Source organism: Stutzerimonas stutzeri (genome assembly GCF_002890895.1).
Classification (GTDB): Bacteria; Pseudomonadota; Gammaproteobacteria; order Pseudomonadales; family Pseudomonadaceae; genus Stutzerimonas; species Stutzerimonas stutzeri_AB.
The window spans coordinates 38,844-65,386 of the sequence record NZ_POUL01000015.1; the positions used below are offsets into that span (position 1 = coordinate 38,844).

The 26,543-nt window shown below is 60.5% G+C and carries 23 protein-coding genes; 10 read left to right on the forward strand and 13 right to left on the reverse strand.

Annotated elements, in window-relative coordinates; genetic code table 11:
- Positions 1-58: 58 nt before the first annotated feature.
- Both CXK96_RS20125 and CXK96_RS20130 read right to left on the reverse strand, forming a co-directional pair.
- A complete protein-coding gene (locus CXK96_RS20125; RefSeq protein ID WP_102838169.1) occupies positions 59-1,390 on the reverse strand; it encodes a HAMP domain-containing sensor histidine kinase in 1,332 nt (443 codons plus the stop codon).
- Positions 1,390-2,091, reverse strand: coding sequence for a response regulator transcription factor (locus CXK96_RS20130; RefSeq protein ID WP_102838170.1), 702 nt, complete (start codon positions 2,089-2,091; stop codon positions 1,390-1,392). The genes CXK96_RS20125 and CXK96_RS20130 overlap by 1 nt, the downstream gene beginning before the upstream one ends.
- Before the next feature lie 162 nt (positions 2,092-2,253).
- On the opposite strand from CXK96_RS20130, the gene CXK96_RS20135 reads away from it, so the two are divergent.
- Positions 2,254-3,105 (forward strand): CAP domain-containing protein, encoded by an 852-nt coding sequence (locus CXK96_RS20135; RefSeq protein WP_102838171.1) that lies wholly within the window; start codon positions 2,254-2,256, stop codon positions 3,103-3,105.
- A 147-nt stretch (positions 3,106-3,252) separates the two neighbouring features.
- Positions 3,253-3,402: a hypothetical protein gene (locus CXK96_RS20785; protein WP_180981570.1), complete on the forward strand. Its 150-nt coding sequence runs from the start codon at positions 3,253-3,255 to the stop codon at positions 3,400-3,402.
- A 1,037-nt stretch (positions 3,403-4,439) separates the two neighbouring features.
- Here the strand turns inward: CXK96_RS20785 and CXK96_RS20145 are convergent.
- Positions 4,440-4,928 carry an RNA methyltransferase gene (locus tag CXK96_RS20145; protein ID WP_102838173.1) on the reverse strand — a complete coding sequence of 163 codons (489 nt, stop codon included), beginning with the start codon at positions 4,926-4,928 and terminating at the stop codon, positions 4,440-4,442.
- A 72-nt stretch (positions 4,929-5,000) separates the two neighbouring features.
- Positions 5,001-6,062: an SDR family oxidoreductase gene (locus tag CXK96_RS20150; RefSeq protein WP_102838174.1), complete on the reverse strand. Its 1,062-nt coding sequence runs from the start codon at positions 6,060-6,062 to the stop codon at positions 5,001-5,003.
- Positions 6,063-6,148: 86 nt separating this feature from the next.
- Here CXK96_RS20150 and CXK96_RS20155 point away from each other — a divergent pair, with 86 nt between their 5' ends.
- Together CXK96_RS20155 and CXK96_RS20160 are read left to right on the forward strand one after the other, a co-directional pair.
- Positions 6,149-6,535: a winged helix-turn-helix transcriptional regulator gene (locus tag CXK96_RS20155; RefSeq protein WP_102838175.1), complete on the forward strand. Its 387-nt coding sequence runs from the start codon at positions 6,149-6,151 to the stop codon at positions 6,533-6,535.
- 296 nt (positions 6,536-6,831) lie between these two features.
- Positions 6,832-7,608 carry a hypothetical protein gene (locus tag CXK96_RS20160; protein ID WP_256061693.1) on the forward strand — a complete coding sequence of 259 codons (777 nt, stop codon included), beginning with the start codon at positions 6,832-6,834 and terminating at the stop codon, positions 7,606-7,608.
- Positions 7,609-7,818: 210 nt separating this feature from the next.
- Here the strand turns inward: CXK96_RS20160 and CXK96_RS20165 are convergent, their stop codons facing one another.
- Positions 7,819-8,922 (reverse strand): DUF2855 family protein, encoded by a 1,104-nt coding sequence (locus CXK96_RS20165; protein WP_102838202.1) that lies wholly within the window; start codon positions 8,920-8,922, stop codon positions 7,819-7,821.
- A gap of 73 nt (positions 8,923-8,995) precedes the next feature.
- Between CXK96_RS20165 and CXK96_RS20170 the strand changes: the two genes are divergently transcribed.
- A complete protein-coding gene (locus CXK96_RS20170; protein ID WP_102838176.1) occupies positions 8,996-9,637 on the forward strand; it encodes a TetR/AcrR family transcriptional regulator in 642 nt (213 codons plus the stop codon).
- Positions 9,638-9,928: 291 nt separating this feature from the next.
- On the opposite strand, the gene CXK96_RS20175 is transcribed toward CXK96_RS20170, so the two are convergent.
- Positions 9,929-10,699 (reverse strand): hypothetical protein, encoded by a 771-nt coding sequence (locus tag CXK96_RS20175; protein WP_102838177.1) that lies wholly within the window; start codon positions 10,697-10,699, stop codon positions 9,929-9,931.
- A gap of 404 nt (positions 10,700-11,103) precedes the next feature.
- Here CXK96_RS20175 and CXK96_RS20180 point away from each other — a divergent pair, with 404 nt between their 5' ends.
- On the forward strand, positions 11,104-11,847 hold the full coding sequence (locus tag CXK96_RS20180) for a class I SAM-dependent DNA methyltransferase (RefSeq protein ID WP_102838178.1): 744 nt from the start codon (positions 11,104-11,106) through the stop codon (positions 11,845-11,847).
- Between the two features lie 28 nt (positions 11,848-11,875).
- Here the strand turns inward: CXK96_RS20180 and CXK96_RS20185 are convergent, their stop codons facing one another.
- On the reverse strand, positions 11,876-12,571 hold the full coding sequence (locus tag CXK96_RS20185) for a GNAT family N-acetyltransferase (protein WP_102838179.1): 696 nt from the start codon (positions 12,569-12,571) through the stop codon (positions 11,876-11,878).
- Positions 12,572-12,880: 309 nt separating this feature from the next.
- Here CXK96_RS20185 and katG point away from each other — a divergent pair, with 309 nt between their 5' ends.
- Positions 12,881-15,112 (forward strand): catalase/peroxidase HPI, encoded by a 2,232-nt coding sequence (gene katG / locus CXK96_RS20190; RefSeq protein WP_102838180.1) that lies wholly within the window; start codon positions 12,881-12,883, stop codon positions 15,110-15,112.
- 203 nt (positions 15,113-15,315) lie between these two features.
- Here katG and CXK96_RS20195 read toward each other — a convergent pair whose 3' ends face one another.
- The 3 genes from CXK96_RS20195 to CXK96_RS20205 all read right to left on the reverse strand — a co-directional run bounded on the left by CXK96_RS20195 (position 15,316) and on the right by CXK96_RS20205 (position 19,165).
- Entirely contained in the window at positions 15,316-15,663 is a 348-nt protein-coding gene (locus CXK96_RS20195) for a cupin domain-containing protein (RefSeq protein WP_102838181.1), read from the reverse strand.
- Between the two features lie 188 nt (positions 15,664-15,851).
- Positions 15,852-17,819, reverse strand: coding sequence for a methyl-accepting chemotaxis protein (locus CXK96_RS20200; RefSeq protein WP_102838182.1), 1,968 nt, complete (start codon positions 17,817-17,819; stop codon positions 15,852-15,854).
- Between the two features lie 446 nt (positions 17,820-18,265).
- A complete protein-coding gene (locus CXK96_RS20205) occupies positions 18,266-19,165 on the reverse strand; it encodes a DMT family transporter (RefSeq protein ID WP_102838183.1) in 900 nt (299 codons plus the stop codon).
- 351 nt (positions 19,166-19,516) lie between these two features.
- On the opposite strand from CXK96_RS20205, the gene CXK96_RS20210 reads away from it, so the two are divergent.
- Both CXK96_RS20210 and CXK96_RS20215 read left to right on the forward strand, forming a co-directional pair.
- A complete protein-coding gene (locus tag CXK96_RS20210) occupies positions 19,517-20,536 on the forward strand; it encodes a sterol desaturase family protein (protein ID WP_102838184.1) in 1,020 nt (339 codons plus the stop codon).
- Between the two features lie 316 nt (positions 20,537-20,852).
- Positions 20,853-21,770: a hypothetical protein gene (locus CXK96_RS20215; protein ID WP_180981571.1), complete on the forward strand. Its 918-nt coding sequence runs from the start codon at positions 20,853-20,855 to the stop codon at positions 21,768-21,770.
- A 234-nt stretch (positions 21,771-22,004) separates the two neighbouring features.
- On the opposite strand, the gene CXK96_RS20220 is transcribed toward CXK96_RS20215, so the two are convergent.
- Positions 22,005-22,727, reverse strand: a complete 723-nt coding sequence (locus CXK96_RS20220; RefSeq protein WP_102838186.1) for an FMN-dependent NADH-azoreductase — start codon at positions 22,725-22,727, stop codon at positions 22,005-22,007.
- A 117-nt stretch (positions 22,728-22,844) separates the two neighbouring features.
- On the opposite strand from CXK96_RS20220, the gene CXK96_RS20225 reads away from it, so the two are divergent.
- Entirely contained in the window at positions 22,845-23,750 is a 906-nt protein-coding gene (locus CXK96_RS20225; protein ID WP_102838187.1) for a LysR substrate-binding domain-containing protein, read from the forward strand.
- Between the two features lie 151 nt (positions 23,751-23,901).
- On the opposite strand, the gene CXK96_RS20230 is transcribed toward CXK96_RS20225, so the two are convergent.
- Both CXK96_RS20230 and CXK96_RS20235 read right to left on the reverse strand, forming a co-directional pair.
- Positions 23,902-25,542, reverse strand: a complete 1,641-nt coding sequence (locus CXK96_RS20230; RefSeq protein ID WP_102838188.1) for a BCCT family transporter — start codon at positions 25,540-25,542, stop codon at positions 23,902-23,904.
- Positions 25,543-25,724: 182 nt separating this feature from the next.
- Complete coding sequence (locus CXK96_RS20235) at positions 25,725-26,483, reverse strand: hypothetical protein (protein ID WP_102838189.1); 759 nt, start codon at positions 26,481-26,483, stop codon at positions 25,725-25,727.
- Between the last annotated feature and the right edge of the window lie 60 nt (positions 26,484-26,543).

Below are 26,543 nucleotides of genomic sequence, written 5' to 3' on the forward strand. Positions count from 1 at the left end.
TCCGCTAGTCGCTCGCAATGCTAAGTATTCTCATTTGAGAGTAAAGCGCATTTACAATCTATACACTTCGCAGGCGGATGATCATGCGTAACCCGGACGCTCCGTTCTCGGCCCAGATCGCGCCGCCCTGCATCACCACCATGCTGCGGGCGATGGCCAGGCCCAAACCGAAGCCGTCGCCACCGGGTCGGGCTGCGCTGAGCCGAGCGAAAGGCCTGAAGATCACCGGCAGTTTCGCCTCCGGTACACCGGGGCCCTGGTCCTCGATGCGCAGCTGCCAGCTGTCACTGTCTCGATTGGCCGTGAGCCATACCACGCCTTGCGCCGGGGAGTAGCGAATGGCATTGCGCAGGATATTTTCCATGGCCTGCGCCAGCGCGTTGAGATTGCCGAGCACCTGACAGCCTTCCGGTATCTGCGCCTGTATGCGTTCACGCGGCCAGCCGGCCTCGAAACAGGCGTTTTCGCAAAGCAGGTCCCAGAGCGCCGCAACGTCCACCGGCTCGCATTCGAAGCGGGGCTGTTCACTGTCCAGCCAGGCGAACTCCAGGGTGTTATCGACCAGTTGCTGCATGCTGGTGATTTCGCGCTCGGTGCGGCTGCGCATGTCTTCGGCGCCCAGTTCGCTCTCGCAGGCGACCCGCAGTCTGCTCAGCGGCGTGCGCAGCTCGTGGGAGAGATCGCGCAACAGCTGTTGCTGCTGGGCGACGGAGTCGCGCAGGCGTTGCGTCAGGTATTCGAGCGAGCGGCCCAGTTCGCCCAGCTCATCGTTGCGTCGCGCGATGGAGGGGGGCAGCAGGGAGTCGAGGCGGTTGCCGCGTAAGGCGTTTGCCTGTCGGCGCAGGCGGTCCAGCGGTGAAACCAGCATCCGGTAGAGAAGCCAGCAGAACAGCAATGACAGCAGCACCAACGGCAGATAGACGCCGCCCGCAGTAAGCAGCGCATGGTGGCGCCATGGCCGGAAGCGTTCCGGCAACTGGATGATCAACTTGGCGGCGCTGCCCTCCAGCGGTACCGAAACCAGTGGCAGGCCGTCATAGCGCCTGCTCATGGGCCAGTCGTAATGCCGCACGAAGGTGAGCTTTTGCCGTTCCTCGTCGCTCAGCGTTTGCCCGCCCAGCGGTTGCAGCTGTTCGTCCACGACCACCAGCCAGCCCGGCTCACGTTCCTTCATTGCCATCAGCCACTGCGCCATCGCCTCTGGGCCCTCCTGTAGCGCAGCCTGGGCTTCGCCCGCATAGCCACTGAGGGTGTTGCGCGCCTGTTCAGACAGAAACGAGCTGGTCCTGTCGATATAGCGGCCCACATAGCCGCTGGCCCAGATCATCGACAGGCAGAATCCGGCCACCAGCACCACCAGGCGCCAGAACAACGAATGACGATTGGGCATCAGCTCGCCTGCAGTTCCAGCACATAGCCTTTGCCCCATACCGACTCCAGGCGCAGGGTCAGCACCTGTTCGCGCGCCAACTTGCGCCGGATGTTGCTGACGTGCATGTCCAGGCTGCGATCATGCTGGGAAAAGCCACGGCGCAGTGCCTGCTGGTAGAGAAACGGTTTGCTCAGCACTTCTCCGGCTGCCTCGTACAACACTTTCATCAGTCGGTATTCGGTGGCGGTCAGGCCGACCCAGCGCCCCTCATAACGCAGGTCGCAGCGCTGGTCGTCGAAGTGCACCGCATCCTCGTTCGCCGCTGGCGTTACGCTTCGCTCGTAGGCCACGCGCCGCAGGATGGCGGCGATGCGCACCTGCAATTCCTCGATACTGAAGGGCTTGGGCAGGTAGTCGTCGGCCCCGCTGTCGAAGCCCTGGATCCGATGCGCCTCGTTACCCAGCGCGGACATCATCAGCACCGGCGTGCGGCGTTGCTCGCGCAACCGGGTCAACAGCTCCATGCCGCTGAGTTCCGGCAGCATCACATCCAGCAAGATCAGGTCGTACGTCGCTTCGCTGGCCAACGCGAGGCCGGTCGGGCCGTCATTGGCGAGGGTGACGTTGAAGCCGCGATGCTCCAGGGAGGTTTTCAGGTGAGGGCCGAGGATCGGATCGTCCTCAATGGCCAGTATCTGGCGAGTTGCGCAGGTGGACATGCAGAGTTCCGGTGCAAATAAGAACGATTATAGATTGCCGTCAGGGCAAAACAGCAAGCGCGACCAGCTGTTTCAGCAGCGTGAGTCGCCGCTCGGGCTCGACTTTCCAGGTGCACCAAGTGCATCTTCAGCGTCCGCGATCCGTGCTATCTGGAGATGTCCATGCGCCTGCCTTGTTTCTCATTTCTGCTCATGACGCTGCTGAGCGGTAGCCCTGTCGCTATGGCGACCAGCGCAGGAGAGGAGGGGCAATTGATCGAGACGATCAACGCCTATCGCAGCGAAGTGCAGCGCTGCGAAGAGCGGGCGAGCGAAGAGCTGACGGCGCTGGCAACGGACTCGCGCCTGGTGTTGCCCGCAACCGGCGCCGGTGATCTGCAGGGCTCGCTGGGCCGCAACGGTTATCCGATGGCCAATGTGCAGGCCATCAGCCTGTCCGGACCACGCGATGCGCAAGCCGCCATGCAGGCGCTGCGCGAAAGCTTTTGTCGCGTGGTGCTTGACCCGCAGTACGCCGATATCGGCGTAAGCCGCGAAGGGCGCGACTGGCGCATCGTGCTGGCACGGCCAATGCTCGGTGGGCACCTGAAAGACTCCCAGACTGAAGGCCAGGCGCTGCTTGATGAGCTCAACCGTGTGCGAGCCAGCGCGCGCCAATGTGCCGGAAAACCCTTCGCCGCGACCGCTCCGCTGAACTGGAACGCAACGCTTGCCGGTCTCGCCGAAGCCCACAGTCGAGCCATGGCTAATGACAACTTCTTCAGCCATCTGGATCGTGACGGACGAACGCCGGGCGACAGGGCCGAGCTGGCAGGCTATCCCGGTGCTCCAGTTGGCCAGAACATCGCCGCCGCGCTGGATCGACCGCGACAGATTGTCGAAGGCTGGCTGGCGAATCCAGGGCATTGCGCCAATCTGATGAACCCGCAATTCACTGAAGCGGGCGCCGCCTATGCGGTGGACCCGCAGAGCGATGCCGGTATCCATTGGGTCGCATTCTTCGGCGAGCAATAGAGGCTGCTGGGACGAATCCTCTATTGGTCAAGAACGGCAAACGTTCGTTTTCCGATCGGGCTTGGTCGCCAGCGAACATTTGGTGGGTCGGTGCGTTCGAACAAGGAACCGCTCAATCTTGCCGGCAACAGACCAGGAGCCAACAACATGACCGACCCTAAAGACCCGCTCAAGGATGGCCTGACCCCACCGGACTACGACGAATACGGCGACGTGCCTGAGTCGGGTGAAAACGAGCAGGAAGAACAGGTTGATCCCAACGACGAGCCGAACGCCGGAGAAAGCCCGCTCGGCTAAACGGCAGTAACTGCTCTTTTGCCGGCAGGGGCCTTTCGCCAGGCGCCATGCTGGACAATTCGATCCGCCCAGCTTAAAAGGACGCGCGTCGTGCTCGGTAGCGCAAAGGTGCTAGCTGGCAGTCGTGTGTTATCCCAAAGGCAGGTAGATCGTGAGAAAGAAGAAGCCAGTAGACCCTGTTCGCCAAGCAGAAAAGAACCGCGCCCATCGGATCGGCTGGGTAATCGCCGCTGCCGGCATCGTGGTGGGCTTCATCCTGATAATGATGCAGCCATAGCCGCCTGTTCAGGTTAGTTCGTCAACGGGCGGTACGACCGGCAGGCCTTTCCGTCATCATCAGCAGCAAGGGCATCGCCCCGGCGGGTTTGGCTTTCGCCTCCTGACTTTGCTTACCGGGCGTCCCAGCTATGATGCTGGCCACCGTTAACAGCAGTAGCAATACCAGCATGTGCAGCGGGACTCGCCGAGCGCTCGTTAGGAGGGCGGCCCAACCTTGGACTCCAGCCGGTATTGGACCATCTGTTCGCTCCGGTTGGCTGCCTGTATCGTTCTGCACCTGCTTAAGCCCAACAGACATGTTCAATCCTCTAAAAGAACCCGCCGCCATCGAGCTTGTATAAGTCTCGTCCTAATCCGTGGCAGGCGGAGCCGACTGTATAGGGGCGCCACATGGCCATCAATCGCCTTAACGATGGATGTTACGGTCAGGATTAAGCATTCGATGTGTTGTTGTATCGCTATGGGTGCTATTTAGCGCGCATCGCCTGATGCCGCCGACCCTCTACCCCAAGTACTGGCCCACTTGCATGCATCGACGACATGCATCAGCTGAGTATCGAGCAGTACAGTGATTGGTGCATTGGCCATGGGAAGACCTGGCCAAGGTTAGGGCCGCGCACGTTAGAGGGGGCTACGCCGGCTATGGTATGGGGTCGGCACCTTGATGCTCATCTGCGCTGTAAGCCGCATGCGGTTGTCGTCTATCCAGCCACTGCACCTGTGCGGCAGGTCGGCCTAGCTGATGAAGACAATGCGGTTCAGCATGGTTTACGCGCCGCTCCAAACCCGGGGCCGGAACGTGTGTTGTTGCCCTTGGCCAAGCGGTCGTAAAGCACCACGTTGACCGTCGCGGCGAGGTTCATGCAACCGTTGGTGGGGATGTAGACCACGTCCTCGCACCAGTCACGGATCTCTTTGCTCAGCGAGCCATCTTCTGCGCCGAAGATGTACAGCGCGCGATCCGGATGGGTGTATTCAGGAAGGGCTCGCGCACCTTCGACCAATTCCACGGCGACCGGCACGCAGCCGAGCGGCAGGATCTTGCGCAGATCATCGATGTTGATCAGCGGAATGTCCTGATGGACTTTCTTGGTGTCGGTGATGAAATCCTTGGCTCGGTCGTAGCGAGTGCCGGTGTAGAACACCGACGCCGCGCCATAGCAGCCTGCTGCTCGCATGATTGCGCCGACATTGGAAGGCGACTTCGGATTGCTCAAGCCGATGCAGGCGTAACGTTTGTTGCTCACTGGAAAAGACTCGCGCGGAAAACGCGCGAGTATACGGGACAGTCTCGTCTCCAGCCGGTTGCCTTGTCGCGATCAGGGAATGAGCTTGCTCGCACGCAGTTTGGCAAAAACCTCGTAGAAGGCATCGTCACTCGCCTGGTAATCCAGAAAGCCAAGCTTTCGACTCTTCGACATGTCTGTCACCACCTCGATAGGCCGACCCAGGTCGGCATCGGTGTGCCACGGCGAAATCAGTTTGCCTATGTCCGCTTCGGCCAGGTCGAACTGTTTGGCCATCTCAGCCCATACCGGTGCATCGCCCGCCATCTGCTGTTCCAGCGGAGCGGGCTGGCCATCGAATGGCGCCGCTTCGATGCCAAACCACTCGGCAATGCGAGACCACATCCACTTCCAGCGGAACACGTCACCGTTGACGATGTTGAAGGCCTGGTTGGCGGCGGCCGGTGTAGTCGAAGCCCAGTGCAGGTGCCGGGCCAGCTGGCCCGCATCGGTCATATCGGTCAGGCTGTTCCACTGGACTTCCGAGCCCGGAAAGCGGAAGGGCCGACCGGTCTGACGGCAGATCGAGGCGTACACGGCCAGCGTCGTTGCCATGTTCATTGCGTTGCCGACTGCGATTCCGGTGACGGTGTGGGGGCGGTGAACGCTCCAACTGAAGCCATCGCGTTCGGCCGCCGCAAATACTTCGTCTTCCTGGGCGTAGTAGAAATTCTCGACGTCGAGCCGCCCTTGTTCTTCACGAAACGGCGTCTGCGGCAGCGAGCCTTTGCCGTAGGCTTCGAACGGGCCAAGGTAGTGCTTGAGGCCGGTGACCAGCGCGACGTGGCGAACCGAGTGGGAGCTGCGGACGGCTTCGAGTACGTTTCGAATCATCTGCGCATTCACGCGTATGTTCTCCGCCTCGGTGGCCTGGCGAGCCCAGGTGGTCAGAAAGAGGTGAGTGGGCGAAACGTCGGCCAGCGCCGAAGACAGGGCCGCCGGATCCAGCAGGTTTGCGCTGATCGGAGAAACCCCGGATTCCTGACTCGGCCGACGCGCGAGCCCGGCGACCGCCCAGCCTTCTTTGGCCAGCAGGCGAGACACCGCGCTACCCACGATTCCACTCGCGCCGACCACCAGTGCTTGATTTGTCATCTTCAGACCCCAAAAACGAAACAGGCCTGCACCTTACCCACTCGAAAATGCCGATCCAAGTCGGCACCAAATGGTAACCATCCCCCATGCAACCCGGCTCTGACGAAGAACAATGGCGCGAAGACTGCGCCCCAAGACGCGTGCTCGAGATCTTCTCGACCAAGTGGACCAGCATGATTCTGCACACCCTGCATGCTCGCCACGACGGCACCGCGCGCAGCGGCGCGTTGCATCGAAGTCTGCCGGGTATATCCAAGAAAATGCTGATCCAGACGCTGCGTGAGCTGGAGGGCAGCGGGCTGATCGAACGACATACGCTCGATACAGTACCGCCTGCCGTGAGCTATGCACTCTCGCCACTGGGCAAGCTTATGGTCCAACCCATCGAGATGATCTACGACTGGGCGAGGCAGAACTCAGGCGCGCTGGACCAGCTGCGGCCACGAAGCACGTCGCGCCGGCGGGGGGAGTGAAGCTGAGACCTGAATAGCGGACAGCTTGACGCTGCCTTGCTGGCGTTTGCCGAGCGATAGGGTGAAAGCCGGCTCCACCTTTATCCGCGCGCGCGCGCAAAACCTCCCAGTAGGGTGTGCGACTTCACACTTCCATCACTCCACGCCGCCGCTTTTGACCTTTGCAAGGTTAGAGAAAGGTAGCGCGAATCCAATAGCGCCCTGAGCGGTGCATCAACGCGATTATTCGCGGCCAGACTCAGGCGCTGACCGTGCAAGTGGCCTGCGCTCATCTTCAAAGCCAGAAAGGATTTACCGTGTTGATCAAGAAATCTCTGCGCGCGCTGCTATTGGGTTGCAGTCTGCTGAGTGCGACGTGCTGGGCGGATATAGCACCTTTGGAAATCATGAACATGGCCGGTCTGCAGCGCAGCCTGGGGCAGATCGTCGCCAAGGATTACCTCATGATCGGAGCCGGCGTGAAAGTGGACGAAGCCACTAAACAACGTGCCGCAAGCCTGGCCTTGTTCGAAGATCACCATGCCCAGCTCAAGGCAGCTGCGCCGAGTGACGCCATTCGCGTTGCGTTGAACGACGTGGAGCGCACCTGGGCCGATTACCGCGCTCTGGCGGCCAGTACGCCGGACAAGGCCCAGGCTCCGCTCGTACTGGCGAAGGCCGAAGAGCTGGTTCGCCAGACGCAGCAAGTCACCGACCTGTTCGAACAACACAATGGCGACGTCGCCTCGCATTCAATCAACCGCAGTGGTTGGAACCGCGTACTGACGCAGCGCACCGCCATGTTCTACATGGCCCGTGCCTGGGGAGTGCAGGACCCGGCCCTGGAAAAAGACTTTGCTACTTCGGTGGAGGAGTTCGGCGCCATCATGGCCGAGCTGCAAGCCAGCGACGCACCTAACCAGGAAATCGCTGAAGCCCTGCGCAAGACAGACGCCCGTTGGAAGTTCGCGAGCAAGGCCTTCACCTCCAAGCAGTTCGTGCCCACCATCGTCGCTGTGAATGCTGAGTCGATGTTCCGTCAGCTCAACGAGATGACCCGCCTCTACGCCGGCTTGCACGACGACCGACTGTAACCACGCGCTCGTGCATCTATCGGACAGGTGTACGGGCTCTCAAGCAGTTCAAACAAGCGATGTTGCCTTGGTACGTATTGCTGATCTCGTCGCCGGTCATCGTCGATCCCAGGTATGAGTTCGACAGTGACGCTGCGAGTGGCTCGGAATTCGCCAGCCGCAGCAGCGTGCTGCATCCGGCTGGCGTGGCATCACGCTAGCCGGATGTGCTCAGTCGAGGACCACAGCGTGGCCTTCCAACGGGTTGATATCGCCTTTGATCAGGGCTTCGGCAAGCGTTTGTGCCGCTTCGAGACCGGCGTGTTCGTTGACCTGCATCCAGGGCTGCTGCGCATCGCTTACCCGGGCAATAAACGCCAGCTGTGCCTCGTTGAAGCGACGGGTCACCTCGGCGGCGCCCCAGTCAGCGTTGCGCTTCTTGATCTGATAGGGCGCGAAATAGGGCTGTGGTTGCGGGCCGGCCAGCGCCTGATCAGGCTCGCTGTATTCATGGTTCTGGGCTGAGCCGGCGTAGCAGTCGTACACCAGAGCGTCTTTGAAATGGCTATGGATCTGCTGGCGAAGACTGGCGCTGCCGGAAAAGTCGACGTAGAGGGTGGGCACGCCGGGGTCCAGCGAAGCGAGCTGGTCGTAGCCAACGGCTTGGCGATAGCAGCCCAGCTGCTGCACGAAGCGGGTATTGCCCGAGGATGTCAGGCCAATGACTTGCACGGCCGGGTTGTCCTGCAGGCAGAACGCGGTGCCATACGCCGTCTTGCTTGAAGCGCTGGACATCACGATCTGACGCGCACCAAAAAAGGCGTTGTCGTCGAGGAAGTCGGCCAGCATGAACGACGTGATGAACAGCGGGCGCAACAGCATCTGGTAGTTTTCGCTCTCTGCGCGATACGCGTCGTCGCTGCTGATGCGCTGGTACTGATTGTAAGCAGAGGTCAGTTCGAGCCGGTGTTCGGCGCCGTCATAGAAGCCCCGATCAGTGACCCGCACCGGCTGCATGACCAGATGGCTGGCGATTGGCCAGAAGCCATAGAAGCGCTCGCCCTTCGCCAAGCCTTCGGCAGTGCTCTCCACGACCTCGGCGAAGCCCCAGGCCGGCATGTGAAACCACTCGGCATCGCCAGTCGGAAAGAAGTCCCAGTAACGCAGGTGAGGGGTTTCGCCAAAGGCTGCATAGGTGACGTTATTGGTGGTCAGCGCCAGTCGGCTGATCCGCAGCAGGGCTTCGCCGGGTTTCAGCTCCGGCATCGGCTCGGTCTGTATGCGGCTCTGCTCCATGTCTTTCTTGTTGTTTTGCAACTGGCGAATGACGCTCATCAATGGCACCTTGAGTTCGTAAATGGACGGCATTGACTGTAGCCCTTTCGTTTAACCGCCGGGTTCGGATTCCATGAAGACACCATCGCCGAGCGCCAAGCCGCTCAAACGGCCTACCCAGGAGCGGGCCAAGGTCACCGTTCAGGCGATTTTCGACAGCTATGTTCGGATATGGCAGCGCGATGGCTGGTCTCGATTGACGACTCGCGCGGTCGCTCTGGAAGCCGGCGTGGCCATTGGAACCCTGTACGACTACTTCCCCAGCAAGCACGCGTTGCACTCGGGCTATGTGCGCTATTGCGTCGAGCAGATGCTCGAGACCATCGATGCGCAAGCGGTAGCGCCCATGGCGCTTGCCTGGCCCGAGCGAATTCGGCGGCTGGTACGTACACTGGCCGGCGTCGAGCCACAGCTGCCCTGGTTTCACCCGGACATGCTTGAATTGGAAACCCTGGTGGCCGAGCCCAAGCATCAGCGCCGGGTTTATGAGGACTTATTGGGCGCTTGGCACCGAGTCATCGACGCCGCGACCGACCTGCCGTTGCGCCCTTCGGCTGCGGCCCTGGAAGCGCTTCATCTTTCGGTATGGGGCGGACGTCGCTACGCGATGCTGGTGCAGCTCGAAGCGGATCGAATGACCGAGTGGGCTGAGTGCATGGAGCAGCTGTGCCTACGCACGCTTGAGGGCTCGCGCGGCTCAGTTGGTCATGACTGACAGTGGCTATGACGTTTGCTGTGGCTCGATCCCAAACCTGGGCCAAAGCAAGTGTGATTGCCCTTGAGCAAGCGATGCACCACGTTCACGGCATTGCTCGATGCTCATGCAGCCAGCGCTGGGTACGTCGCGCACGGTCGCGAATTCCAGACTCAGCGAGTCTTCTGCAGGCCTGAAGGCAGCAGCGCAGGCACGATGACGTTCGCTTGGAATCACTGCTCTCATCCAAACGAATCAGGGCCGCAGCAGTACCCGAAGATACCGCCGCGGCCCCGATGAGCGAGAGGCTGATTAGCCCTTGGTTGGCGTGGTCAGGTTCTGCAGGATGTCAGCCAAGGTCGACACGTTGTCGTGGATGACCACGTGGAAACGGTCGGACTCGAGATAGCTGCGCCAGTCGGCATCGGACATCATCAGAGGTTGATCAATGTCCTTCGACAGCTTCTCCAGGCGATCTCGCGCCTGCTTGAACTGCTTCGGATCGGCTGTCCAGCCATAGTTATTACCCGCTCGCTCCATGGAGTTGAGCAGATCATTGGTGGTCTCGCGCAGGTCGCGCAGCTGCTCCAGCACGTTATTGCCGGTCAGCACCTGAATGCCCTTGGTTTGCCAGTTCTCAGCGAGAATGCTGGAGACCTGCTCAAGGTGAGCGCCCAGGCTCTTGACCTGCTTGGTGACCGTCACGCTGTACTCTGGGCCACCCATCCAGTCCAGCCATTCCTGGTCCGTGGCTTCCGCTTTTTCGTCCAGCACAGTTTCCATCTGCTGTAGCTGTTCTTCGATTTTCGAAAGCCGCTTTTCCTGCTGCTCCCAGTTGCCCAGGCCCAGACCTTCTTCTGCCATAAGCAGCGCGCCAACGAAGTCAACCGCGGTTTCGCGGACATCATCCACCGCATCTACCACGTTATGACCGACGGAGATGGTTTGCATACCAGCGCCGGCCTTTTGGCCTGCTTGAGCCGTCTGGTTTGCCTGCTGGGCGACCGCCGCGGTGGGCAGTCCCATGGCGAGGGATGCGGCCAATACTGCTGCCGATAGGGAAGTCGATTGCTTGAAGTTCATCTATGTCTCCTCCGCTTGCGATTTCGGGGAAACGAACTGCATTTCGCTTGAAACTATCCAGCTCGCTTACAAGTTTGGGCGTGCGGTGGACTTGGGAGTTCCTCAAAAAGCTCGTCGATCTACCCGCCGGTCGTTTCATCTTGCATGCGGGCATTGTTCGACCGCTTGCGCGCCCATCCAAGCGTCGATGAGGAATCTGCTGTTTTGCATCAGCGGTGTTTCGGATGCTTACAAGCGGCTACGGGGAGAGGCCTGCTGTCGACATTTGTTGACGCTCGCCAGGCTAAAGTCTTCATGCTGCTGGCTGCCGTCATCGACAGCGTCACGCCCGGCGCGACGCCGGTTTCAACTGGCGATATGATGCGCGCCCGCCAACGCTCCACGCCTACCTCATCCAGGTCATCATGCCCGGCACCGCCATCTATACCGACCTGTCGGATTACTACGATCTCATGTGCGCCGATATCGACTACCGTGCGCAAAGCCACTGTGTCCAGCGTCTGCAAAAGCTGCTCGGCAATGGCGGCAGCCGGCACCTGGATCTCGCCTGTGGCACCGGTCCTCATGTGCGGTATTTCATCGACGCGGGATTTGAAAGCGCCGGGCTCGACATCAACCAGCCGATGCTGGACAGGGCAACTATTCGCTGTCCGGAAGCTCGCTTCTCCCGGCAAGACATGTGTGGCTTCGCAGTCAGCCAGCCGGTCGATCTGATCACCTGCTTCCTGTATTCCATCCACTACAGCGGCCAACTCGCACGATTGAAGGCCTGCATTGCCAGCGTGCACGACGCATTGACGACCGGTGGGCTGTTCTGCTTCAACGCCGTCGACAAACATGCCATCGACAATGATTCATTCGTATCGCACGACGCGAGTCACCCCGATGGCATATTCAACTTCAGCTCTGGCTGGTACTACCCGGGCACGGGTGATCAGCAACTGTTGAGGCTGCGAATTCAAAAACAGACAGCAGGGCACAGTCAGCGATGGAACGACGAACATCCCATGGTGGCAGTAGGTTTCGCCGAATTGAGCGAGCTGTTGCGACCGTACTTCGAGGTCAACGTCCTTGAGCACGATTACGAAAAGATCCTGCCCTGGAACGGGACGTCCGGGAACGCAATCTTTGCTTGTGTGAAGTTGTGAGGCATGCGGCCGCGTGAGGAGTAGGCGGTCAATGCAGCCGATTGGCCGTCGAGGACGTCTGCGTCAGATGAAGTGCCTGTTGAGCCAGCTCATCGAGTAGCTGGTCGCGACTTTTTTCCGCGTCGCTCATGGCTTGCGAGCCGTGTTGTTTGACCAGGTAGCTATGAATCTGGCGAACTTCCTGTGACTTGAAGATGGGCTCCAGGTCCTGCACTGCCACCAGGCCGCTGGACGCCTGGCTTCGGGTGTTCATGACGACCTGAGGGCCGCGAGCCGCCAATGGCTGAAAGCCCAGCGATTGAAAATACGGCACCTTGCTGGCCACGCACGCCACTTCCCCATGCGGATAGCGCGCCAGCATCGCTTCGACCATGGCGCGCCCTGTGCCCTGCCGGCGATGGCTGGCCTGCACCGCCAGATAGAGCAACGCACAGGCATCGGGATCGTCCACGTAAGGCAGATACAGGGCAAAACCGAGCAGGCGTGCCGGGTCTTCGGCGTCCAGCGCCATGATCAGCTCCGGCTTGCCGTTCTGTGCGCCGTCCATGCTGTCCAGGTAGCGGTGTACCTCGAAACCCACAACGTACTGATACAGCTGGTACAGCGGGTTGCTGGGCGCAAGCGATACAGGGCTGACGTCGCTGAGATAGTCCACCACCATCTGCAACAGCTGGCTCTCCATCGATTCCGGCGGTGGGGAATCCAGGTGCGCGAGGGTGAACATTGGCAGGGCTCCAAGTAGGTCAATCGCTGCATTGTACCGGGCGGTAGACGCGAGCGACGCAGAAGAAGACTTCCCGCTTACACGCGCTAGGAGAGGGTGAGCCTATCGTGGCGATAGGCAAATTTGCTGTTCAGCGCTTTGCATGCCGTTGGCGTACGGAAAACTGCTTTATGGCGAAGTTTTAGCGGGGATTTGCCGACGTTGGCGACAAACTGCCGCTAGATGGGGAGCTCAGGCAGTCTCGGGCCGAGTGCTAAGTTCTATTCAGCGGCGCGTCAACGCGTCAACGACAACCCTAAGGAGCAGAATATGAACGCTGAAACTGGAGAAAACGCGGGCGGTGGATGCCCGTTCGGCCACGGCGCGGGTGCACCGCGCAAGCGTCCGAGTAATAAAGACTGGTGGCCCGAGGCGCTGAGCCTCACTTCACTTAACCAGCACTCGCCGCGCTCCAATCCATACGGCGGTGATTTCGACTATGCCGCTGCGTTTGGATCTCTTGATCTCGACGCGGTCATCGCCGACTTGCACGCCCTGATGACCGATTCCCAGGACTGGTGGCCGGCCGACTTCGGCCACTACGGCGGCCTGTTCATCCGGCTCGCCTGGCACAGCGCCGGGACCTACCGAATCACCGATGGCCGTGGCGGCGCCGGCGGCGGTCAGCAGCGCTTCGCTCCTCTCAACAGCTGGCCGGACAACGCCTCGCTGGACAAGGCCCGCCGTCTGCTGTGGCCGATCAAGCAGAAATACGGGCGCAACCTCTCGTGGGCCGACCTCTATGTGCTCACCGGCAACGTGGCGCTGGAGTCCATGGGCTTCAAAACCTTCGGCTTCGCTGGCGGGCGTGCCGACACCTGGGAACCGGAAGAACTGTTCTGGGGCCCTGAAGGCACGTGGCTGGGTGATGAGCGCTACAGTGGCGAACGCCAGCTGCACCCCGGCCTCGGCGCCGTGCAGATGGGCCTGATCTATGTAAACCCGGAAGGCCCGAACGGCAACCCGGACCCGAAAGCCTCCGCCATCGACATTCGTGAAACCTTCGCCCGCATGGCGATGGATGACTACGAAACCGTGGCGCTGATCGCCGGCGGCCACACCTTCGGCAAGACTCACGGTGCAGGCGATCCCTCGCTGCTGGGCCCTGACCCGGAAGGCGCCGTGATCGAAGATCAAGGCCTGGGCTGGCGCAGCCGGTTCCAGACCGGAGCGGGCGCGGACGCCATCACCTCCGGCCTCGAAGTCATCTGGAGCCAGACGCCGACCCAGTGGTCCAACTACTTCTTCGAAAACCTGTTCAACTTCGAGTGGGAGCTGACCAAGAGCCCGGCCGGAGCGCACCAATGGGTCGCCAAGGACGCGCCGGAGGTCATGCCGGATCCCTTCGATCCAGGCAAGAAGCGCAAGCCGACCATGCTCACTTCTGACCTGGCGCTGCGCTTCGACCCGATCTACGAACCGATCTCACGGCGCTTCCTGGAGAACCCGGACGAGTTCGCCGATGCGTTCGCGAAAGCCTGGTTCAAGCTGACCCACCGCGACATGGGGCCTGTTGGTCGTTACCTCGGGCCGCTGGTGCCGCAGGAAACGCAGATCTGGCAGGACCCGATCCCCGAGTGTGACCATCCGTTGATCGATGAGGCTGATATCTCCGCGCTGAAGCAGAAGATTCTGGGCCTGGGCTTTTCCGTGTCCGAGTTGGTGTCAGTGGCCTGGGCTTCGGCTTCGACCTATCGCGGTTCGGACAAGCGCGGCGGTGCCAACGGTGCACGCATTCGCTTCGCGCCGCAGAAGGATTGGGAAACCAACAATCCGGCGCTGCTGGCTCGCGTGCTGGAAAAACTGACCGAGATCCAGACCGAATTCAACGCCTCGGCCACCGGCGGCAAGAAGGTCTCCATGGCCGACCTGATCGTCCTGGCCGGCTGTGCCGCGGTCGAGAAGGCGGCGCAGGAAGGTGGGGTCACGGTTACCGTGCCCTTCACGCCGGGCCGGATGGACGCCGAGGAAGAGTGGACCGATGTGCAATCCTTCGAGGCGCTGCGGCCGGTCGCTGATGGCTTCCGCAATTACTACCACGAGTCGCACTTCATGGCGCCCGAGGAAGCGCTGGTCGACAAGGCGCATCTGCTTCGGCTCAGCGCGCCGGAAATGACCGTGCTGGTGGGTGGTATGCGCGTGCTGGGCACCAACGCGGACGGCGGCCAGGACGGCGTCTTCACCAAGCGCGTGGGCACCTTGTCGAACGACTTCTTCGTCAACCTGCTGAGCATGCAGAACGAGTGGGTCGCGACCGAGCACAAGAACCGCTACCAGGGGCTTGACCGCAAGACCCGCCAGCCCACCTGGACCGCCACCCGTGTGGACCTGATCTTCGGTGCGCAATCGGAGCTGCGTGCCCAAGCCGAGGTCTACGGCATGGCAGACGGCAACGAGAAGTTCGTCCAGGACTTCGTCAAAGCCTGGGACAAGGTGATGAACGCGGATCGGCTCGATATCGGCAAACCGGCCGATAATTTCAGCCAGAAGCTTTCCGCTTGAGCCTCGCGGCGGCGCCTCTGGGCGCCGCCGACGCTTTCATGCACCGCGACGCAGAGCGGGCGGCCATAACGGTTGCCAGCGGCAAGCGGCTTCGTTTAATCCTTCCGGCGGTCCAGTGCTGGCCCGCCCATCATGTATCGACGGAAGCCTCAGCTGTTCGGCCGACGCTGCCGTAGCACCGATTCGACGCGCGTTCTGCGCACTCAGGCAAACACGAAGTACTTGCGGACGGTCTCGACGACTTCCCAGGTGCCGGTCATGCCGGGTTCCACCACGAAGATGTCACCCGCCTTGAGGTGGATGGGCGCCATGCCGTCGGGCGTGATGATGCAGTAGCCTTCCTGGAAGTGGCAGTACTCCCATTTGACGTATTCGACGCGCCATTTGCCGGGCGTGCAGATCCAGGTCCCCATGATCTTGCTGCCGTCATCGGAGGTGTAGGCGTTGAGGTTGACGGTGTGCGGCTCGCCTTCGATTCGCTCCCATTTGCAGGCATCGACGACAGGCATGGGCTGGGTATCGCGCAGTACGGTGATCGGTGGGTTGGACATGGGCGCTCCGGTTAAGACGTGATCGGGCGCTTACCATAGGGCGCTGCTGCCTTGGCCAATTGTCTGGGGTCGACGCCGGGATGCCCATCAGCGCAAGGAGCGCCCTTGAGCACGCGGTCGTCGTCCGCGAACGCTTAACCCAGTCTCAGCCGAGCGGGGCAGCCCCGAAGGGCTGGCCGCTGCAAACGTTACTGCGTCCGGAAGCGCCCGACCAACTGCCGGAGTGCGCTGCTGAGTTGCCGCTGCTCCTGAGAGTAGCTTTCGACTTCCGAGGCCTGGCTCGACACCTGGGCAACCGCGTCGCTGATGGCCACCACGTTGCGGTTGATGTCCTCGGTAACCAGATGCTGTTCCTCAGTGGCAGTGGCGACCTGGGTGGTCATGTCACGGATCATCTGGACAGCATTCTCGATCTCTTCGAACGCTCCCATGACCTCACCGGACAGCTCGATGGCTTTGCTCGATTCGGTCAGGCTGCGATCCATGCTCGCGGTCACCTCGCTGATGCGGCTGACCAGCAGGTTGAGGATCTTGTTGATCTCGCCGGTTGAATCCTGGGTGCGCCTGGCCAGATTGCGCACCTCATCGGCCACCACGGCGAAGCCGCGTCCTTGTTCGCCAGCACGTGCCGCTTCGATGGCCGCGTTGAGCGCCAGCAGGTTGGTCTGTTCGGCGATCTGCTGGATGCTCGACAGGATGGTGTTGATGCTCACCGTTTCGCGTTCGAGTTCTCGAATCACCTTGCTCGAACCCTGGATGCTGGCGCCAAGATCGTTCACCCCTGCGGTACTGCGGGCGATCACCTCCTTGCCAACGCGTGTCGCTTCCAGACCCTGTGCGGAGACTTCCGCCGTCCTGACGCAGTTGTGCGCCACCTCGTTGGCCGCCGAGGCCATCTCGGTGACAGCGGTGACGATCTGCTCCACCGCGCTCGACTGGCGCTGCAGGCTGTCCGACATGGCGGTGGTGCGCTCGTTGGTCTGGCTCGAGACGCTGTCGATGCTGACGGCGTTGTCCTTAATGACGGTGATCATCGACTGCGTCGACTCGATGAACTGGTTGAACCACTTGGCCAGTTCGCCGGTTTCATCCCGGGCCAGCACGGGGAGGCGATGGGTCAGGTCACCCTCGCCCTGGGCAATCGTGCGCAGCCCGTCCTTGACCAGATTGATCGGGGTGACGATGCGGTTGGCAAATATGACCCCGGCGATACCGAACAGCACCACCAGCACTGCGCAGGCGACCAGCGTCATCCACGCCAGCCTGTGTGCGCCAGCCAGGATTTCGTCGACCTGCATGAAGCCGATGAACTTCCAGCCCAGAGTCGGCGAGGTGAAGACGTTGGCCAGATAGTCGACGCCATCGATGTTTACCTCGATCAGGCCGTTCTCAGTGTTGGCGATGTTCGCGACGTAATCGCCCGGCAGCTCGCTGAGCTTCTTGAAGTTGTTTTCGGGTTGGTGGCCGTCAACCAGCAAGGTTCCGCTGTTCTCGACCAGCATGAAGAAACCGGTCTCGCCGAAGCGGGTTTTCTGGACCATGTCGGTCAGCGCCTTGAGCGACACGTCAGTCGCCACCACCCCGGCGAAGTTGCCGGCCTGGTCCTTGAAGGCTTTGATCACCGACACGTAGACGGCATCGTCCGGTTCCCAGTAATAGCCATCCAGGCGCGTCAGCTGGAAATTGGCGTCTTTGCCCAGGGTAAACCAGGGGCGCCCACGCGGGTCCCAGTCGCCGTAATCTCCGGTGCCCGGCCACTCCACGTAGCCGCCCTGGGCATCGCCCATGTAGACGTAACCGAAGTTCGGGTTGTTGTTACCGATACCCGAGAAGTAATCGAAGATCTGTTTCTCGCGACCCCCATTGGCCGTGGCGGTGGCGCCGGGTTTGCTGGGCGCCCCGAAGTAGGTGGTCAGCTCGCCAGCCTCGGTATCCCGGACGGCGGCAAAGTCGGCCATCGCCGACACGGTATGGCTGACCGAATCGAACAGGGTCACAAAGGTGTTGTTCACCAGCTGAACATCCAGGCTGCTGCTTTCCTGAAACTGGACCTTGGCCTCCTCGGTTACGTTGCGGATGGTGAACAGGGCCACGACAAGGACGGGAACAAGCGTCGCGACCAGAAAGCTTGCTAGCAGTTTGTGTTTTATTTTCATTGTTCAACGGCCTCTGGCCAGTTCATCAAGACGTCCACGCCGACCTGCGCTTCGTTCTGCGGGGAACCCTCGCGCAATCCAGTGCGCTTCGCGGCCGCGAAGCGCCCGATTCCTCAATCGAATCGATCGCTGGCGAGTCGCGGCCGGCAAGACGTTATCGGCACGGGTCTGTCAAGCCTTGAGGTGGCCCAGTATTTTTCCGACCAATGCACTTTATGGCGCAAGGACGGGGCTTACAGGGACACCGGGTGTTTCGATGCACGTCACCTCACGGGCGATCAGCCACGCGCCGTTGGCAGTTCGCCAGGGGCGGTATCGGTCTGTGAAGTGTTTACTCGCTGCCTTCGCTGTTAAGCCTGACGCGCTTCGGCGCTTATCTCGCGGCTGATCCGCGGCCGCAGCGACTTAAAGGAGGCTCCCGGCGCTTATGGCGTCTCCCTTGCGATTCACTTGTCTGCCACCAGACAGGGTTTCGCGCCGGGGCCGGACGGGCCGTGCGATGCGGGGCGCCGACGCAGGCTCAGTCCGGCGTGAACCACCAGTGTCGCGATGACCAGCGCGCCGCCATAAAGCGTTGACGTTGCGGGTGTCTCGTTCAGGAAATACCAGGCCCACAGCGACCCCAGCACGCTTTCCAATAGATAGAAGAGCGCGACTTCCGCAGAGGGCAGATAGCGGGTCGCGTTATTGATCAACAACGTGGCCAGCGGCATCTGGATCAGGCCCATGATTGCCAGTGCCCAGTAGCTCGTCATCTCCAGGCCCAACGGCTCGGCCTTGGGCCAGGCAATCAGCGCAGCCGCCAGGCCGCCGAGCGCGATGAGGGGCATCCGATCGATAGCAGGGTGGCGGCGCAGCAGGGTGAGATTGGCGCCCACCGCTGCCGAGGACAACAGCGCATAACCGTTGCCAGCCAGATCGGTGGGGGTGAAGGCTCCGGCGAAGACCACCATGATCCCCAGCGCCGCCACACCGATGGCCAGCCAGGTGTGCAACGCCACCGACTCGCCCAGGAAAAAGCGTGTGAACAGGGCGGCGAACAGGGGCGCCGTGCTGAGCACGACCACCACGTTGGCCACCGTGGTATGGATGACCGCGAGCACGAAAAAGATCGAAGTGAAGGCCAACAGCAAGGCCGAGGCGGCGCTGATCAGCGGTTGTGCCTTGAGACTCGCACGGCTTTTCGCAGACAGCGAGAACGCACCCAGCGCCAGGAACATCAACAGCCCCCGCCAGAACACGATGCTCCAGCCATCGGCCTGTGCCAGGCGCACCAACAGGCCATCGAAACTAAGTACGACGATGCCGCTGCTTACCAGAAGCAGGCCGCGCGCTGAATCGTTCAATCGTGGGTCCTCCGTTACCGCTGCCGGCGCCTGTCGTTGCCCTGGCGCGGCCTCGCTCTAAGCCGCGTCCGGACGCTGCGGCCATGATGGCGGCTTTGTTCGCCAAGCACCTGCCCAGAAGCGGCCCGGCGCACTGCAGTTCGCGACTTCAGGGGCTGCTAATGCTTGCCTCGCGGCGTGGCAGCTGATCCATAAGCGGCCGTATTGGCCGGAGCATGTCACGCCGTCAGATCTCTCCCACAAGCGCCTCGAAGGCGAAGTTATCCGTTTTTGCGGCTGATAAAGATTCGCATATACGAGCCGTTTCGCATGGCCCTATAATCCGCGACTTCTTTTTTGAGGCGGCCAGACATGGGCGTTCTTGAATCCCTCCATCACTACCTTGCCGAACCGCTGATCGAGCAGTTTCTCGGCGTTTTCGACCTGAACGGCCGCCTTGGCGTGCTGTTTCTTGCCATCTCCTACGCCACCGCTTATGGCCTGTTTCGCTACCGATCACGCCGCGGCCTGACTGACGCACCCTCGTTCTGGCAGTTCATCGGTGGAAATAGGGTGCACCTGCACCGTTCGGCCTTGCTCGATTTCCGCTATTACTTCGTGCGTGGAGTCATCAAAGTGTTGCTGGTGGTGCCCATCGTGGGCCTGGTCGACCCCTATATCCTCCGCTCGGGCGACTACATCAGCTTCTTCACCAACCTGTGGGGCGAGCGGCCACAGGTCGGGCACAACCTGACGCTGGCGCTGCTGTATGGGCTCGGCGTATTCCTGATCAGCGACTTCACCCACTACTGGGTTCATCGCGCCTTTCATTGCAGTTGGCTGTGGGAGTTTCACAAGGTCCATCACTCGGCGCCGGTGATGGTTCCGCTGACGGCGAGCCGCGTCCATTTTCTGGAAAAAGTAGTCGGCAGGCCCGTCGATCTGGTTTTCCTCGGCGCCTATGCCGGTGCGTTCTGGTATGCCTGCGGCGGGGAGATCAGCCGCTACACCCTGTTCGGCGTGACCTATCTGGTATTCATCTTCAATGGCCTGGCCTCGAACCTGCGGCACAGTCATGTGTGGCTGTCATTCGGGCCGCGCCTCGAGCACATCTTCAACAGCCCAGCCCAGCATCAGATTCACCACAGCGATGCGCCGCGGCATTTCCACAAGAACTTCAGCACCAACCTGTCGTTGTGGGACTGGATTTTCGGCACCCTTTACGTCACCAGCTCGGTGCCGGAACGCATCGAATTCGGCACCGCCGAACGCGACTCGCACCGCTACCTGACGCTCTACAGCCTGATCGTGATGCCCTTTGTGGATACAGCACGCAAGCTCGTATCCAGCCGCCGTCCCTTCACCACGCCAGACAGCGCACCCGACGCCTGAGACTGGCGTTTGCTTCTGTCCATGGCGGGGCGAACGGCGCGGCTGGGTGGCTAGACGGATTCGACCTGCCTCTGCTGATGTGAGCTCACCGGCGCCCTGGCAAGCGACGCTTGCAGCCTCGCCACTCTCGCACCTTCACCTGGTAATTCGATAGCTGGCGCGAGGCCAGCTAGATTCAACCGTTCGGTTTATGGTTGGCGGAGAAGCCGCGGGCTATGTTTCGCATGCCGCGCCGCAACAGGTCCGTATTCCCCAGTCCTCGGCGGATTGGTTGTGGGAAAAGGATGTGAACCACTATCCCGAATGGAGCTACACAATGTTCAATAAAAAGACCCTTCTCGCGCTTCTTATCTCTGCCGCTGCTGCTAATGCCATGGCCGCGTCCAGCGAAGCCTACGTAGGCCAGGATGGCAACAATCAACAGGCTACCGTGACTCAGGAGGGCGGCGATCAGTTCGCTCTGGTCTTCCAGGACGGTGAAGGCAACATCGGTACTACCTATCAAGCTGGCTCCGACAACCGTTCCGGTGTCTACCAGTCGGGAAATTTGAACACGGCTGCTGTTTCACAAAACAGCGTGAACTCGGACTCTACGGTTGCTCAATCTGGCATCAAGAACAATGCCGAGATCAAACAGGTTGCGGCTAATAACGCGTCGCTCGTTTTCCAAGCCGGCGAAGCCAACAACGCCGAGGTTACTCACGGTGGCGGCGGCGGCCACTACTCATGGGTGACTCAGAACGGCTTCAGCAACGATGCCACCCTGAAGCAAGGTGGCAATGCAAACTGGTCATTTATCACCCAATCCGGTAATGACAACGAGGCCAATGTCGGGCAGTACGGTAATAACAACCTGTCAGACGTATCTCAGAACGGTAACGACAACGTCGCTACTGTCAGCCAGAAAGATACTGGTATCGTCATTGCCGACCAGATCGGAACAGGCAACGAGTTGCTCGTTACCCAAGGCGATCTGGCTGTCGCAGAAATTGTCCAGACGGGTAACTACAACGACGTTGAGATTGAACAGAAAGGCAGCGGCAACTACGCCAACGTCGATCAGGACGGTCAGTCGAACGACGCTGATATCACCCAATCCGGCACCGTCAACGACGCTTATATCGTTCAAAGCGGCGTGAGCAACATGGCCGTCGCTATGCAGTCTGGCATGGGCGATCTGGCATCTATCATCCAGACCGGTTCGGGCAACATGGCTACCGTTACTCAGAAGTAAAAGTGACTGCAGTGACACCAAGCCCGGCGAATGCCGGGCTTCTTGCTATTAGCCGACGTAGAATTGCAGCGGCTATCGAACCGGTTTGGCGCGCTATCTTCGGCGCAGTGCCAAACAGCTCTCGCCGAGCACGCGGCGTTTCAGCAGGCTGGCCGGCAGCGTGCGGCCCCCCGTCTGGATTAGTCTGCAAAGGCTGGAATCGGATAACGCTTGCTCCTGCTCCGCAGCTTGCGCTCAGCTAGCCTCAGCCTGTCGTTCCTCGGCCACGCTCAGACGAGCAGTCTCTAGCTTCGCCTGAAGCTCTGCCACCAGGGCATCCACCTGACCTAACGCTTCAGCCACCGAGGCCGCCAGCACCTCGCCCCCGGTTTCCTGCCCTTCAATCGCGATCTGATGGATGCGGGTGATGCCGATGAAGTTGAGCGCCGTCACCAGGTTCGGCTCCAGGTGGTTCATCTGCGCCATCTCGCCACCAGGACCGTAGCCGATGCCCCCGCGGGCGGTGAGGATAACGGCATGCCGTGGCCGGTCGGCCAGCAGCGGTACGTAGGGTTCGGGTAGTTTGGTTTCGTCGATCTCAATCGTCCTTCCTGGGCGCACGATGAGGTCGACCCACGCCTTGAGCGCGGCGGGCATGCCGAAATTGTAGAAAGGCGTCCCGATGATCAGCACATCCGCCGCGATCAGCTCATCGACCAGCCGGTCGCTCTCGGCCAATGTCTCCTTCATCCATGCTTCACGACGATCTTCAGGCGTGAAGGAGGAGGCGATCCAGTCGTGGCTGATGAAAGAGGGCGGGTTCTGGCCGATGTCCCGATAGGTCACGCTGTCCTGCGCGCGATGAGCGCGCCATTGGCTGACGAAGCGGTGGCTGAGATGACGGCTGTGGGAGCCGTGCTCATCCCTTCCGGCAAGACCGGGGCGGGCACTGGCGTCGAGGTGCAGAAGGTGCGTCATGGTGGGTCTCCTGTGTGACTTAATTCATCTGTCATTCGCGGTAGACCCAGACTAGGTTTAGCCTCTGTGGGCGACAAACGACCATTTCTTCCAGTTACAGATGAGGAAAACTCAGCCATGGCGCACCGCTGGTTACCTTCGCTATCCGCCTTGCGTGCCTTTGAAGCGGCCGCCCGCCATGAGAGCGCCAAGCAGGCTGCCGAGGAATTGAACGTTACCGCTACGGCCATCAGCCACCAGATTCGCTCGCTTGAAGAATCCCTCGGCGTGGCGCTGTTTCTACGCAAACCCAGGCAGCTGGAATTGACCGCTCAGGGGCGTGAGCTGCAACAGACGCTGGAGACCGCGTTCGACAGCATCAGCGCCACGGTCGACCGCCTCAGCGCCGGGCCCTGCCGACAGGCGATCACCCTCAGCACCACGCCGGCCATCGCCGTGCGCTGGCTGGTGCCCTGGGTCTGCCTGTTGCGCGAATCCCATCCCGATATCGACCTGCGCTTCCATACCTCGCACGAGCCGGTGGCGCTGGATGGCGTGACGGCGGATATGGCCATCCGCTACGGTGACGGCCGCTGGCCGGGGCTGATGGCGGAGAAGTTGATCGACAACACCTTCGTCCCGGTCTGCAGCCCATTGCTCGGCCTGAGTGACGCCGCCGACTTGCCCAACCATCCGCTGATCCACTTCCAGGCACGGGGCGCCGCCTCGGCTCCGATTCATTGGGCGGCGTGGCAAAAGCTCGCCAAGGTGCCGGGGCTGGACGTCAGCGCCGGGCTGGTTTTCTCCGACGAAACCCACGCCATCTCCGCCGCCATCGGTGCCCAAGGCGTAGCTTTGATGAGCCGGCAGTTGGTCGAGGATGAAGTGATAGCAGGGCGGTTGGTGCAGCCGTTCGGTCCGGAGATGGCGGGCAAGCCGTTTCATCTGGTTTATCCGGAGAGCCGTCGGGATGATCCGACGGTTCTGGCGGTAAGGGAGTGGGTGATGAAGGTGCCTGGTGGGTTGTGTGAAGTAGGGCGCTGATACCGGCAAAGCCGAGCCGCGCTACCCGAGGCTCGACCGTAGGGTGGAATATGGCGAAGCCTTTTCCACGCGTATCTTTCAGGCTACTTGCTAGCTGCCCACCTTCCTCCTCGCTAACGGCCAACGAGGTGGAGGAAGACGCGGCGCGGTGTTATCGCGCCTTCACGACCGTTGGGCGCGGTACCCTGAGCTCGCTCCGCAGGCCGATGACGATGCTGACGCACATCAGCAGCAGGACGAAGGTGAACGGGAAGCCGGTCGTTACCACCATGGATTGCAAGGCCTTGAGACCACCCCCCAACAGCAGGGCGATGGCGACCAGCCCTTCAAAAATGCACCAGAACACGCGCTGAGGGATGGGGCCGTCGTCCTTGCCGCCGGACGTGATGGTATCGATGACCAATGAGCCGCTGTCCGATGAGGTGATGAAGAACACCGCCACCAGAACGATGCCCAACAGGGACATCGCCTGAGTGAATGGCATCACGTCGAACATCGCGAACAGCTTGACCTCCAGCGCCGCATCCGCCACAGCTCGATAGCCGTCATTGATGTACTGGTCGAACGCGACGCCAGAAAAGATCGACATCCAGAGAATGCAGACGGCTGACGGGACGATCAGCACGCAGATCATGAATTCGCGCACCGTGCGGCCGCGACTGACCCGGGCAATGAACATCCCCACGAAGGGCGACCACGACACCCACCACGCCCAGTAGAACGAGGACCAGCCTTGTGCGTAGTTCTCGTCTTCACGGCCGAAGGGCTGCGACAGCGCCGGCAGATAGGCGAAATAGCTGACCACTGAGTCCGCGACCCGCTCCACGATAGCGCCAGTTGGGCCAAATACGCACACAGCGATCAGCAGTACGAACGCCATGATCATGTTTATTTCGGAAGCCTTCTTGACGCCCCCCTCAAGCCCGCGCAGAACAGAAACGGTCGCGATGCCCGTAATCAGCGTGATCAACACGATCTTCGTCGTGGCGGACACAGGTACGCCGTAAAGGAAGAACAGGCCAGCATTGATCTGTTCGGCGCCAAGCCCAAGCGAGGTCGCAAGACCGAAGAGGGTCGCCAGCACCGCCAGTATGTCGATGGCATGGCCGACCCAGCCCCAGACCCGCTCTTTGAAGATGGGATAGAACGTAGACCTAATCGCCAGCGGCAGGCCTTTATTGAAGGCAAAGAGCGCCAGCGCTAGTCCGACGACTGCATAGATCGCCCACGCCTGGAGCCCCCAGTGATAGAGCGTGGCGGCAAGGCCGAGCCTGGCCGAGCCCTCGACATCGCCGGGCAATCCCCCGAGCGGTGCCCAGCTGTCAGGGCTCCCGGCATCCGGCGCGACCGAGCTTACAAAGTGCGTCATCGGCTCACCGACGCTCCAGAACAGCAGCCCGATGCCCATGCCAGCCGCAAACAGCATGCAGATCCATGCCAACAGCGAAAAGTCCGGTTTCGAATCAGGCCCACCGAGCCTGACTTTGCCATAGGGCGAGAGCGCAATAGCGACGGCGAATACCAGAAAAATGTTGGAGGCCAGGATGAAAAGCCAGTCGAAGCGGACCGTTACCCAGCTCATCGCAGCGGTGAATATGCCGGTTGCGAGTTCCGGGAACGCCAGCGTGAAGATGACGAACACAATCGTCATCAGTCCGGAGATCGCAAAAACAGGGTTATGGATGTCGACCTCAATGGGGCCGATGGTCGTGACCAGATTGTCTTGGCCAATCTGGTAGTCGGTATCAATCAGGTTCCCGCCTGCCGCCGGGCTTTCACTGCTATCGGCCATGCTTTACCTCCACTGATGATCACAGCTGTCCATGCGCGCTTTTTATCCCTCGGGCTGCCTCTTACTGCTGCGGCCCGGATTGACGAGGCGGCGACTGTCGAGACCAAAGGATAGTCACGATTCTGGCGATTCGTGGTTTCGCCTGCTGCGCCAACCCCCCGTTTCCTCGAGCTCAAGCCATCCTATGGCTGTGCCGTCTTAACATCCGGCATTTGGGGTGAGGGAATAATGGTTTCGATTCGATAGTCCTTGAGCGGTAGGATCGTTGCTTTGCCGTCGAGATAAAGCGCTATGCGCTCGTTTGACGAGTCAATGACGAAGCCCCTAGCTATTTCAATCTGACTGTCTAGTAGACGCACGCAATAGTCCTGACGACGGTCGGCTTTTTCACAGCCGAGTGCATATATGGGGGCATTTCTATCTATTGTCATTTGCGCAGCTTTGTAGCCCGTAAGTCCTGGAGTAATGAGGAGTAAGTTGGCTACTAGCGGCAGTAGAAGCAAAGTCAAGGTAGTGCCGCCCGCCATGGCAAAGATAGCCAACGGGATGCTCAAAAATTTTCTTTTATTTATTGTCGAGCCTGCGCTTTGGAAAAGCCTAGTACGGGGCAGCCAAGCAAGCGCAGCTATTTCAATTGTAAAAAGTGCAGCAACTCCTAAGGTAGATAAAGCAATCCAAGTGTCAGTTAGTACGCTGAGCCAATTGCTGCAGATTGTTATTAAGGCTACGTATGCATAGATTAAATAGTCGGTGGTCGATTTCTCAAAAAAGCTGGAGTCAATACCGAAGTGATTCACCCAGGCTTGATGATAAGTCACGCCAACTAGATAAATGGTGGAGTAACCGAGCAAGCCAAATAAAGGCGTGAAAATAATCCAAAGTGTTTTTACAAAAAATGGTTCTTTGTCGATGTTTTTGGGTTGGTTGTCTGCTTCTTCCATGATTTAGCTCTACATTGTGTTTCTCACAGTTTGCTGATTTATTTCCGAACCCTCAAGCAC